This is a genomic window from Streptomyces sp. NPDC000345 (assembly GCF_042898825.1).
Lineage (GTDB): Bacteria > Actinomycetota > Actinomycetes > Streptomycetales > Streptomycetaceae > Streptomyces.
Genome location: NZ_JBIAZE010000003.1, coordinates 387,713 through 399,450, shown reverse-complemented (window position 1 = coordinate 399,450; position 11,738 = coordinate 387,713). Strand labels below are relative to the sequence as shown.

General features: G+C 73.9%; 12 protein-coding genes. 8 read left to right on the top strand and 4 right to left on the bottom strand.

Annotated features, from left to right (window positions below; all coding sequences use genetic code 11):
* Positions 1-11: 11 nt before the first annotated feature.
* From ACFY30_RS09315 to ACFY30_RS09305, 3 genes are all read right to left on the bottom strand, one after another.
* Entirely contained in the window at positions 12-782 is a 771-nt protein-coding gene (locus ACFY30_RS09315) for an SDR family NAD(P)-dependent oxidoreductase (protein WP_390844534.1), read from the bottom strand.
* Positions 779-1,849 (bottom strand): sulfotransferase, encoded by a 1,071-nt coding sequence (locus tag ACFY30_RS09310; RefSeq protein WP_390844533.1) that lies wholly within the window; start codon positions 1,847-1,849, stop codon positions 779-781. The genes ACFY30_RS09315 and ACFY30_RS09310 overlap by 4 nt, the downstream gene beginning before the upstream one ends.
* Positions 1,850-1,985: 136 nt before the next feature.
* Positions 1,986-2,876, bottom strand: a complete 891-nt coding sequence (locus tag ACFY30_RS09305) for a family 3 encapsulin nanocompartment shell protein (RefSeq protein WP_390844532.1) — start codon at positions 2,874-2,876, stop codon at positions 1,986-1,988.
* 267 nt (positions 2,877-3,143) lie between these two features.
* On the opposite strand from ACFY30_RS09305, the gene ACFY30_RS09300 reads away from it, so the two are divergent.
* From ACFY30_RS09300 to ACFY30_RS09265, 8 genes are all read left to right on the top strand, one after another.
* Complete coding sequence (locus ACFY30_RS09300) at positions 3,144-4,130, top strand: LysR substrate-binding domain-containing protein (protein WP_390844531.1); 987 nt, start codon at positions 3,144-3,146, stop codon at positions 4,128-4,130.
* Positions 4,131-4,141: 11 nt separating this feature from the next.
* The gene (locus ACFY30_RS09295) at positions 4,142-4,324 is read left to right on the top strand and encodes a lysine biosynthesis protein LysW (RefSeq protein ID WP_390659175.1); all 183 of its coding nucleotides are present in this window, start codon (positions 4,142-4,144) and stop codon (positions 4,322-4,324) included.
* 65 nt (positions 4,325-4,389) lie between these two features.
* Positions 4,390-5,253, top strand: a complete 864-nt coding sequence (locus ACFY30_RS09290) for a RimK family alpha-L-glutamate ligase (RefSeq protein ID WP_390844530.1) — start codon at positions 4,390-4,392, stop codon at positions 5,251-5,253.
* Positions 5,250-6,275 (top strand): N-acetyl-gamma-glutamyl-phosphate reductase, encoded by a 1,026-nt coding sequence (gene argC, locus ACFY30_RS09285; RefSeq protein WP_390844529.1) that lies wholly within the window; start codon positions 5,250-5,252, stop codon positions 6,273-6,275. Before ACFY30_RS09290 ends, argC begins: the two co-directional genes overlap by 4 nt.
* 74 nt (positions 6,276-6,349) lie before the next feature.
* Entirely contained in the window at positions 6,350-7,237 is an 888-nt protein-coding gene (locus ACFY30_RS09280) for a transketolase (RefSeq protein WP_390844528.1), read from the top strand.
* A complete protein-coding gene (locus tag ACFY30_RS09275; protein WP_390844527.1) occupies positions 7,234-8,223 on the top strand; it encodes a transketolase family protein in 990 nt (329 codons plus the stop codon). The genes ACFY30_RS09280 and ACFY30_RS09275 overlap by 4 nt, the downstream gene beginning before the upstream one ends.
* Positions 8,220-9,920: an AMP-binding protein gene (locus ACFY30_RS09270; RefSeq protein WP_390844526.1), complete on the top strand. Its 1,701-nt coding sequence runs from the start codon at positions 8,220-8,222 to the stop codon at positions 9,918-9,920. Before ACFY30_RS09275 ends, ACFY30_RS09270 begins: the two co-directional genes overlap by 4 nt.
* Positions 9,921-9,951: 31 nt before the next feature.
* Complete coding sequence (locus tag ACFY30_RS09265) at positions 9,952-11,097, top strand: acyl-CoA dehydrogenase family protein (RefSeq protein WP_390844525.1); 1,146 nt, start codon at positions 9,952-9,954, stop codon at positions 11,095-11,097.
* Positions 11,098-11,123: 26 nt separating this feature from the next.
* Here the strand turns inward: ACFY30_RS09265 and ACFY30_RS09260 are convergent, their stop codons facing one another.
* The gene (locus tag ACFY30_RS09260) at positions 11,124-11,714 is read right to left on the bottom strand and encodes a CGNR zinc finger domain-containing protein (RefSeq protein ID WP_390844524.1); all 591 of its coding nucleotides are present in this window, start codon (positions 11,712-11,714) and stop codon (positions 11,124-11,126) included.
* Between the last annotated feature and the right edge of the window lie 24 nt (positions 11,715-11,738).

Sequence of the window (11,738 nt, the reverse complement as noted above, 5' to 3'; positions counted from 1 at the left end):
GCGTCGGGATCTCAGCCGATGCCGCGGGTGTTGCCGCCGTCGGCCACCAGCACGCCGCCGGTGACGAACGAGGCCTGTTCGCTGGCGAGGAAGGCGACCAGGGCGCCCAGGTCCTCGGCGCGGCCGATCCGGCCGAGCGGGATCCGGGCGGCGACCTCGGCGAGCCGTTCCTCGACACGGTCGCCGTACTGGACGTCGAGGATCGGGGTGCGGTGGAAGCCGGGCGCCAGGACGTTGACGGTGACGCCCGCCGGGCCGAAGGCCTCGACGAGTCCCTTGGCGAAGCCGAGGACGCCGAGCCGGGCGACCGAGGACAGTCCGCTGCCCGGGTGGGGCTGGCGCACCGACTCGGAGGTGATCATGACGATCCGGCCCCAGCCGGCCTCCCGCAGGTACGGCGCGGCGGCCAGGGACAGCGAGACGTGCGGCAGCAGATTGTCGTTCACCGCCTCGCGGTACTGGGCGACCTCGAAGTCCTGTACGGGGCCGAAGGGCACCCCGCCCGAGTTGGTGACCAGGACGTGCAGCGCGCCGAACTCCTCGGCGGTCCGCCGTACCCAGCCGGCGGCCTCGTGCTCGTCGCGCAGGTCCACCACGCTGCTGAACACCCGGCCGGGGCCACTGGCGTCCACCTCCTTGTGGGCGGCGGCGAGCCGGCCGGGGTCACGGCCGCAGATCGACACGTCGGCGCCCTCGGCGGCGAGCACCTTGGCGACCGCGAGTCCGATGCCGCTGCTGGAGGCGGCGACGAGGGCGGCCCGCCCGGACAGTCCGAGGTTCACCAGAGCTCACCCGGCCACAGGGGACGGACCACGGTGGCCCGGCGGGCGGCGGTGTGCGACGGGGCGTCGGCCGGGCCGGGGGCCCCGGCGCGGTCCGTGGCCGGGGACGGTGTGCCGGAGGAGGGGCCGCCGGCGGAGGGCCGGCGGGGGGCCGTCGGATAGCCGTACCGGCCGAGCAGCGGCAGGGCCGGCACGGTCGCGGCGGCGATGTCGGCGGCGGGCAGCGCGGTGCGCCAGCGCTCGTCGGGGCGGATCCGGGTCACCCCGCGCCGCAGCCGGTCGGGGTTGCCGGTGACGGTGTGGTTGACGCCGAGGGTGACCCGGCCGAAGGCGTCGACCGGGGCCTCGTCGTCCAGGCCGGCGAACCGCAGCACCTGGGCGACGGTCTCCCGGGGCCGGGTGGACAGGTCCTCGTGCCGGATCCGCAGGTAGCGCTCCGGCGCTTCCCTGCCGACGAGTTCGGAGGCGAGGTTGAAGGCGGTCCAGTAACCGCTGGAGCGGGCCGGGGACATCGGGTCGATGTACTCCTTGGCGCTGCGGTAGGACAGGGCGGTGGCCCGCGGGTCGCGCACGATGTGCAGCACCTTGACGTCGAGGTCGCCCCGGCCGAGCAGGGCGGCGGCCTCCGCCGGGCACTTGGAGCCGTCCACCACCATGCGGCCGGCGCCGTGGGCGGCCATCCGCCGGTAGACGGCGGCCGACTGGTCGAGCAGCTCGGCGACGCCCGCGTCGACGGGCCGCACACCGCGTGCCTCGGCGAGCCGGTCCCGGGTGTGCCGGGTGCGCATCAGCGCGCGCTGCAGGGCGAGCATCCGGTGCGCGGTGGCCCGCGTGCCCCCGGCGGGCAGGGCGTCCAGCGCCTCGGCCCACAGCGGGCACGCGGTCAGCGGCTGCCCGCAGCCGCAACTGGAGTTGGTCCCGGCGCCGAGGACACCGTTCTTCCACAGGAAGTGCAGCTCACCGATGTGCCGCACACCGGGCAGCTCGTTGAGGACGTTACCGAGCAGCGTGCTGCCGCTGCGCATCCATCCGGTGATGTAGAGGACCCGAACAGGAGGACCGGACATGGGGTTCCCTTCGTCGGCGGGGGTGAAGTGGGGCCGGGGTGAAGCCGGGCGGGAGAGTCGTACGGCTGATCCCGGCGAAGGGGCCGGGGGCGGCGGTGGCGGTCCGCGGAGGAGGGCGGGACGTGGTGCCCCGTCGTCAGGTGCGGGACAGGAGCAGGAAGTGCTGGGGGAGGTGGACGGCGAGGCCGACGCGGGTGGTGGCCTCGACGACGTCGGAGCCGTCCGGGCCCTGGCCGCGCAGCAGGGCGAGGGAGGCGACGTCGGGGACGAGGAGCGTGACCGCGGCGCGGAAGTCGCCGAGCAGGATCTGGTCGCGCGGGATCATGCGGGTGCGGGAGACGGTGATGCCGGCCGCGCCGAGCTGCCCGAGGACGCCGGCGTGCACCAGCTCCCAGTAGGTGAAGGGGTGGACGACGATGCCGTCGCAGGAACCGCCGGTCTCCTCCACCTCCGCGGCCGCCGTGGTGATCGCCGCGTACACGTCGTCGCCCAGGGGGCCCCGGCGGATGCCCGGCAGGTCGAGCAGGCCGGTGACGGCCTTGTCGTCGCTGCCGTGCAGCAGGGTCTGGTTCTCCACCACCGACAGCCGGACCAGGACCCGGTAGTCGACGAACGAGGCCAGCAGCGACGGCTCGTCGAGGAGCCCGTCGGGCAGCGGCACCCGCACGGTCAGGTCGGTCAACTCGGCGTGCTCCACGCGGGAGGTGAAGGAGCCCTCGGGGGTGGTCCGGTAGGAGGTGCCGGAGGCGGCGAGATGCGTGGCCGGCTCGTGCACGTACGGCACCGGGGCGTCGGCGACCGACGCGGTCTTCAGCAGGTGCCGGACGGCGTACCGGGGGCGGGTCGCGAACAGCGGGAACACCGCCGGGAGATGCGCGCGGAACGGTACGACACGGTCCTCGCCGGCCGCGGCCCCGCGCACCGACCAGGCGAACTCCTCGCCCGGGCTGCGTTCGGCCAGACCGGGGTCGGCGAGCTGTATCCGTACGCCCTGCGTCACTGCTGAAGAGGCGGTGGCTGCCAGCATGTCTTCTCCCTGAAGTGCTCTCGAAGGGCCTTGGTTACGGATTGACAGTAGGCTTCCCGAAAGCATTGCAGGGAGAAATTCAACACCTGTTTTTTATGGCCTGAATAAGGCACGGTGATTCCTGATCTCCCACCCCTTCGGGAGATCTGCACATGCCGATCATGAAGATCTCATACCCATCCCGTGAGCTGCGCCGTGGTAGCCCCGAAGAGGCCCGTCCTACGCTGCTGCCAGCGCCAGGAATTCGACCGAAGACGGGGTGGGAGAATGCGTCACGACTTGCAGATAAATCGCCTGAGGGCGTTGGTCGCGGTGGTCGAGCACGGGGGATTCCGGCGGGCCGCGGAGGCCCTGCACATCACCCAGCCCGCCGTCAGCCAGCAGATCCGCCAGCTGAGCGGCCTGATCAAGCGGCCGGTCTTCGCCTCCACGGGGCGCGAGATGCGGCTCAGCCCGCAGGGCGAGGAACTGCTCGAGTACGCCCGGCGCATGGTGGCGCTCAACGACGAGGCCGTCGCCCGGTTCGTACCGGAGGCCGGCCAGGTGCTGCTCTCCGTGGGCGTGACCAGCCAGCTCGCCGAGGTCCTCCCCGAGTTCCTGCGCCGGGTCAACCGCGGACTGCCGCATGTGCAGCTGCGGGTGCGGACGGGGGCGAGCGAGGCGCTGGCCCAGCAGCTCGGCACCGGCCAGCTGGACGCGGCGCTGCTGCTCCAGGCCGGCCCGCCGGAGCCGGGCACGGACCGCGTGGAGCTGGGCCGGATGCGCCTGGCCTGGTTCGGCCGCCCCGCCATCGGCGAGCGCGACACCCTTCCGCTGGCCCTGTTCCCCACGCCGTGCACCCTGCGCGCACGGGTCGGCGAGGTCCTCGACGAGGCGGGCGTGCCCTGGCGGATCGCGTACGAGGGCCCCGAGCTGATCGGGCTGCGCTCGGCCGCCAAGGCGGGTCTGGGCATGACCTGCCTGGTCGGCAACGGCGACGAGCTGTGGGGACTGGCCAGGGCCGTGCTCCCGGGCCTGCCCGAGCCGCCGGCCGCGCTGCCGGTGACCCTCGCGACGGCTCCCGGGGCCGTGCCCGAGGACTTCGCCCGTATAGCCGAGAAGGCGTTCCGGCAGGCACTGCAGGGCTATCCGCTCGAGGATAAGCAGCCGCGTTCACTCCCATTCGAGCCCCTCATGAAAAGCGGCCGAACGGAGCGAATTCCCAGGGATACAGTCGGTCTCGTTCCGTCGTCTTCCGTCCATTCCATCCAGTGAGGGGAATTCCCATGTCCCAGACCCTGACCGTCACCGAATGCCTCGAATGCGACGCCGAGGTTCCGTGGGAGAACGACCCGCGGGTGGGCGAGATCCTCGAGTGCCCGGAGTGTGCCGTCGAACTCGAGGTCGAGTCGGTCGAGCCGCCCCGTCTGGTCCTCGCGCCGGAGGTCGAGGAGGACTGGGGCGAGTAGTTGCCGGCCGCTCCCCACCGGACACACCACCGGCAGCTCCGACACACAGGAAGGAGAACAAGGCGATGAGTTCCGCGACACCGCGGCTCGGCGTACTCGCCTCGCGGGTCCGCTTCGAGGAGAAATGCATCCTGGCAGCGCTGGAGAGGCGTGGCGTCGCGAGCGAGCAGATCGACCCCCGTGCGCTGTCGGTCCGGGCGGGCACGCCCTGGACCGGCCCGCGGACCGTCCTCAACCGCGAGGTCGGCCACTACCGGGCGCTGTACGCGGCGAGCGCCCTGGAGTCGACGGGCACGAAGGTGCTCAACACGGCCGCCGCGGCGGCCGTCTGCGGTGACAAGTGGCAGACGACCACGGCCCTGGTCGCCGCCGGCCTGCCGACCCCCGAGACCACCCTGGCGCTGACCCCCGAGGCGGCCCTGGAGGCCCTGGAGCGGTTCGGCTACCCGGCCGTGATCAAGCCGCTGGTCGGCTCGTGGGGACGCCTGGTGACGAGGGTGACCGACCCGGCGATGGCCGCGGCCGTCCTGGAGCACCTGGCCGCGCTGCCCTCCCCGCAGTCCCACATCGTCTACGTGCAGCGCGAGGTGGCCAAGGCCGACCGGGACATCCGCGTCCTGGTGGTGGACGGCCGTGCCGTCGGAGCCACGTACCGCCGCAGCGACCAGTGGCGGACGAACGTCGCCCGCGGCGCGGTCAGCGAGCGCTGCTCCCCCGACCCCGAGCTCACCGGGCTCGCCGTGGCCGCCGCTGGCGCCGTCGGCGCGCACATCGCCGGGGTGGACCTGCTCCAGGACCCCGACGGCCGGCTGACCGTGCTGGAGGTCAACGACCGGGTGGAGTTCCGCGGGCTGCAGCAGAGCCACGGCACGGACATCGACGCAGCGGACGCCATGGCCGCCCTGCTGATCAAGGAGGCACAGGCATGATCCGGGCAGCCGTCGTCGGCGCGGCCGGCTACATCGGCGGGGAACTGCTCCGCCTGCTCGTCAACCACCCCCAGGTGGAGGTCGTCAACGCCGTCTCCCGCACCCTGCGCGGGCGGCCGGTGGACAGCGTCCACCCCAACCTGCGCGGCCGCACCCGGCTGACGTTCTCCTCGTACGACCAGCTCGGTCACCCCGACGTGCTGTTCCTGGCCACCCCGCACCGGGAGACCATGCAGCGGATGCCGGAGTACCTCGCCGCCGCACACGTCGTCGTCGACCTGTCCGGCGACTTCCGGCTGCACGACACGACCGTCTACGAGGACTACTACGGCACCCCGCACCAGGCGCCCGCCCTGATCGACGGCTTCACCCCGGGCATCCCCGAGTTCCACCGGGAACGGCTGCGCACCGCCGACCGGATCTCCGTGCCCGGCTGCATGGCCAACGCCGGCATCCTCGCCCTGGAGCCGCTCGCCCGCGACAAGCTGATCGAGGGCGACATCACGGTGGACGCCCGCACCGGGTCCAGCGGCTCCGGCGCCAAGGCCGGCTCGGAGAACCTGCACGCCGAACGCAGCGGCGCGCTGCGGGTGTTCGCCCCCACCAGGCACCGGCACGAGGCCGAGATCGCCCAGGCGACCGGGCACACCGTGCGGATGACGGCGACCGGCGTCGAGGCGGTGCGCGGGGTGCAGCTGCTGTGCCGGGCGGGGCTGGCCGACGGGGTGGACGAGCGCGCCGTCCGCGCCACCTACCGGGCCCGGTACGCCGACGAGCCCTTCGTCCGGATCGTCGCCGCCCGGCGCGGGATGCACCGCTTCCCCGACGCCAAGATCCTCGCCGGCTCCAACTTCTGCGACGTGGGCTTCGCCCTGGACCGCGGCGCCTCCACCGTCACCGTGATCGCGGCCCTGGACAACCTCGTCAAGGGCGGCGCGGGCAACGCCGTGCAGTGCATGAACATCCGCTTCGGCGAACCGGAGGAGCGCGGCCTGGAGTTCACCGGCCTGCACCCCAACTGAGCAGGCCCTCGGCCCCCTTCACCGCCGTACGCCACCCGACACCGTCTCCACCGCACCCGCCGAAAGGACCAGGCATGAGCAGCCCGCCCCTGCTGCGCGGCACCCCGCCGCCGGCCGCAACGACCGCCGACGACCCCCGCCGGGAAGCGGACCTGCCCGAGGTCGTCACCCGGATCAGGGAGCACGTCGTGACCATGTGCGCCTCTCCCGAGGGCGGGCATCTGGGCGGGTCGATGTCCCTGGTGGAGATCCTCGCCGTGCTCTACTTCCGGGTGCTGCGGCACGACCCGCGCTTCCCGGGACTGCCCGAGCGGGACGTGCTGCTGCTCAGCAAGGGACACGGCGGCATCGGCCTGTTCGCGACCCTGTGCGAGGCCGGCTACTTCCCGGCCGGGGAGCTCGCCGGGTACGCCCGCCCGGGCAGCCACTTCACCGCCCACCCCCACCCCGGGATCCCCGGCGTGGAGATGCCCTCCGGCTCCCTCGGACACGGGCTGGCCGTCGGCGTCGGGTACGCCCTGGCGCACCGGCTGGAGGAGTCCGACCGGCGCTGTTTCGTCGTCATGGGCGACGGCGAGCTGCAGGAGGGCTCGGTGTGGGAGGCCGCGTCGGTGGCCTCCGCGCACCGGCTCGGCCGGCTCACCGCGATCGTGGACCGCAACGGTCTGCAGATCAGCGGCTCGACCGAGAAGGTCGCCGCCCTGGAGCCGCTGGCCGACCGCTGGCGCGCCTTCGGCTGGCGGGTCCTGGAGGCCGACGGCCACGACACCGACGCGCTCACCGCCGCGCTGACCCTGGCCCCCGACCCGCACCGGCCGACCGTGCTGATCGCGCACACCGTCAAGGGCAAGGGCGTCCCGCAGATCGAGGGCCAGGCCCGCAGCCACTACGCCCGGCTGGGCCGCCGGCAGGAGCTCCAGCTCCTGAAGGCCCTGCGCGCCGAGGCGGAGGCCCGCCGATGACCACCGTGGCCGCACCCGCCTCCGCCGCCCCGGCGGCCGACACCCGTTCCGCCCGCGAGGTCTACCGCGACACCGTCGCCCGGCTCCTGCCCCGCGAGGACCGGCTGGTCGTGCTCGACAGCGACACCGGGCTGTTCAACGGCGTCGACTTCGGTCTCGCCGCCGACCGCTACCTCAATCTCGGGATCGCCGAGCACACCCTGATGGGCGCCGCCTCCGGGCTCGCCCGCGAGGGCCGGATCCCGCTGGTGAACACGATGGCCGCGTTCGCCTCCTCCCGCGCGCTGGAGGCCGTCAAGCTCGACATCGCGCTGAACAACCTGCCGGTGCTGATCGCGGCCACCCACTCCGGGGTGTCGGCCGGTCACCTCGGACCGACCCATCACGCCCTGGAGGACCTGGCGACGCTGCGGGTGCTGCCGCACATGACCGTCGTGGTGCCCGGTGACCCCGCCCAGACGGCGGAGCTGCTGCGTCAGGCCCTCGCCTGCGGCGGACCGGTCTACCTCCGGCTCGGCCGCGGCGCCACCCCCGCCCTGCCGGCCGGCGCCGAGGCGCCGCGCCTGGGCAGGGCGCAGATCCTGCGCCGGGGCGCCGACGTCACGATCGCGGCCTGCGGGCCGTACCCGGTCCTGGCCGCGCTGGAGGCGGCCGGGCTGCTCGCGGCGGACGGCATCGAGGCGAACGTCCTGCATCTGCACACCGTCAAGCCGCTCGACACCCCGGCCCTGCTCGACGCTCTCGGCGACCAGCGGACGGTGATCACGGTCGAGGAGCACTGGGCGGCCGGCGGGTTCGGTTCCGCCGTCGCCGAGGAGCTGAGCGCGGTGCGGCCGGTCCGGGTCCACCGGATCGCCATGCCGGACGCCTTCGTCCCGGTCGCCGGCGGCCAGCGGCTGCTGCTCGAACAGGGCGGGGTCAGCGCGCTCGCCGTCGCCGACCGCGCCCGCCGGGCGCTCGACACCACCCGGGGAGACTCCCGATGACGACGACAGCACAGCCGTACAGCGCCGTGGACGGCGCCGAGGCCTGGCGCGCGGCCGGCTGGTGGCGGGACGAGACGATCCTGCACGATCTGCGCCGCTGGGCCGCGCTGCGGCCCGAGCGCCCCGCCCTGGTCTGCTACTCGGGCGCCGACGCCCGGACGGTGGGCTACGCCGAGCTGGCCCGCCGGGTCGACCGGCTCGCCGTCGGGCTGCTGCGGCTCGGCGTGCGGCGCGGTGACGTGGTGACGCTGCAGCTGCCCAACTCCTGGGAGCTGGTGGCGCTCTGTCTGGCCGCCGCCCGGATCGGCGCGGTCGCCGGGCCGGTGGTGCCGACCATGCGCCGCCGCGAGGTGGAGTTCATGACCCGGCTCACCGGGAGCCCGGTGTACATCGCCGCCGCCGAGGTGCGGGGCTTCTCCTACGACGAGATGAGCGCCGAGGTCGCCGCTGCCGTGCCCACCCTGCGCCACCGGGTCCTCCTCGGCGGCGACGGCGCGCTCACCGCCGGCGCACTGGACTTCACCCGCGACCTCTACGGCCCGGAGCCCGACCCGGCGCTGCTCGCGTCCCTCGACGCGCTCGAGGCCGGTCCCGACGACCCCGCGCAGATCATGTTCACCTCCGGCACCACCGGTGAGCCCAAGGGCGTGGTGCACAGCCACAACACCCTGTACGCGATGAACAAGGCGCAGGCCGACGTGCTCGGGCTGACCGGGGACGAGATCACCGCGATGGGCTCGCCCACCACGCACCAGGCCGGTTTCACGTGGAACTTCGTGATGCCGATGCTGCTCGGCGCGACCGCGGTGCAGGTGGACCGCTGGGACGCGGAACGGATGCTGGGCATCCTCCAGGAGCAGCGGGTGACGTTCTTCATGGGGGCGCCGACCTTCCTCTCCGATCTGATCGACGCGCAGCGCCGCACCCCGCACGACCTGTCGGCGCTGCGCAGCTTCGCCACCGGCAGCGCGCCGATCGCGCCGCTGCTGGTGGAGGACGCCGACGTGGTGCTCGGCTGCCGGGTGTACGCGCTGTGGGGCATGACGGAGAACGGCTGTGTCACCGTCACGCGTCCCGGGCAGCCGCCGCTGCGGGCCGCCGAGAGCGACGGCACGGCGGTGCCGGGCATGGAGGTCCGGATCACCGGCAAGGAGGGCGGCCCGGTCCCGCCCGGGGGGAGCGGACGGCTCCAGGTGCGCGGCGCCGCCCAGTGCCTGGGCTACTTCCGCCGGCCGGAGGTCTACGCCGCCTCGGTGACCGCCGACGGCTGGTTCGACACCGGTGACCTGGCCCGGGACGACGGGCACGGCGGGATCCGGATCGCCGGGCGGGTCAAGGACATGATCGTGCGCGGCGCCGAGAACATCCCGGTCGTCGAGGTCGAGGGCGCGCTGCTGCGGCACCCGGCGGTCAAGGACGTCGCGGTGGTCGGCTACCCGGACGCGCGGCTCGGCGAGCGTGCCTGCGCGTTCCTGGTCACCGACGGCGCGGAACTCGGACTCCCGGACGTGCGGGCCCACTTGGCGGGCCTCGGCATGGCGAAGACGTACTGGCCGGAGCGGGTGGAACTGCTGCCTGAGCTGCCGCGCACCCCCTCGGGAAAGATCCAGAAATTCGTCCTGCGCGAGCTGCTGTCCGACCGGTCCGGCCCGCTCGCCCCGCTCGGCCCGTCCCCCGCCGGCCGCCCCCGCGTCTGACGCCCGCCCCGAGAGAAGGAAGCACAGCCCCATGGACTTCACCTTCACCGCACAGCAGGACGAACTCGCCAAGCGGGTGGCCGAGTTCGCCGCCGACCGGATCGCCCCGCACCGGCAGGAGCAGGACCGCTCCGGCACCTACCGCCCGGGCCTGGTCGCGGACCTGGCCGCCGCCGGCCTGTTCGCGCTGCGGATTCCCGAGGAGTACGGCGGCCTCGGCCTGGACGCGGTCAGCGCGGGCATCGCGCTGGAGCGGCTGGCGGCCGCGGATCTGTCGGTGTGCTTCCCGGTGCTCAACGCCGCCCTCATCGGCGGGGTCCTCGCCGACAACGGCACCGCCGAGCAGCGGGCGGCCTGGCTGCCGGCGATCGCGCGCGGCGAGGCCGTGGTCGCACTGGCGCTGACCGAGCCGGACCACGGCACGGACGCGGCCGGCATCCGGATGGCCGCGACGCCGGACGGGGACGGCTGGGTGCTGACCGGCGAGAAGACCTCGATCATGATCGCCGCGCACGCCACCCACGCCCTGGTCTTCGCCCGCACCGGCCAGGAGGGCGCCCGCGGCATCAGCGCCTTCTACGTCGCCCTGGACGACACCCGGGTCCGGCGCGAGCGGCTGACCGACCTCGGCTGCAAGGCCGGCGGCCGGGGCCGGCTGGTGCTGGACGGGCTGCGGGTCGGACCGGGCGAGCTGGTCGGCGAACCGGGCGGCGGTTTCACGGCCGTGATGCGCGGCTTCGGCGTCTCCCGGGCGCTGATCGCGCTGATGGCCATCGCGGTCGGCGACGCGGCCCTGGAGGAGGCGTACGCCCACGCCACCCGCCGTACCGCGTTCGGGCAGCCGCTCGGACGGTTCCAGTCGGTGACGTTCCCGCTGGTGGAGCACACCACGCTGCTGCACGCGGCACGGCTGGTCGCGTACGAGGCGCTGTGCCGGGCGGACCGGGGCGAGGATCCGCGGATCCCGTCGAACATGGCGAAGTGGTGGGCGCCGAAGGCGGCCGTGGAGGCCACCCACCAGGCGCTGCTGACCATGGGGCACCTGGGCTGGAGCGAGGACGGGCCGGTGGCGCAGCGGCTGCGCGACGTCATCGGTCTCCAGCTCGCCGACGGGACCGCGGCGGCCACGAAGATGACCGTGGCGCGGCTGGTCCTGGGCAAGGAGTACGCGCCGTGACCGCGCCCGTGGTGCGCCGGCCGGGTTCAGCCGTTCGCGGCGGCCGCCTTCAGGCCCTGCCGGTACACGGTCATCTTGGAGCGGGTGCCGCACACCGCCATGGAGCACCAGCGGCCGGAGCGGTTGCGGGCGCGGTCGTAGAACGCCCACTCGCAGCGGTGGTCGTGGCAGGACTTCAGCCGCTGCCAGGTGCCCTCACCGGCGGCCTCCACGACGATCCCCAGCACCTGTGCCATCAGACCGCGGGCGCCGTCGTGGACGGGCCTGAGGCCGGGCAGGCCGGTGGCGTCGAAGCCCAGGACCAGCGGGAGCTGCGCGGCGACGCGCTCGACGGCCGCGCGGGCCGCGGGGTCGGGTTCACCGCCGTTGTTCTCCCGCAGCAGCGCCCTGAGCGCCTCGCGGAGTTCGACCGCGCGCCGGCGGTCGGCCTCGGTGACCTCGCTCGCGGCGCCGGGCGGTCCGTACTCCCCGAGCCAGCGCGTGAAGCCCTCGACGGTGGCGAACTCGTCCGGTCCGAACTCCACGTTGAGGCTGTTGACGAAGGACTGCACCAGGGCGAGCCGGCCGGGCGCCACCTCGCGGTCCCCGGGCTGCCGCACCCGCGATTTTCCTGTCATTCCCCAGACAGTACCGGTCACTCA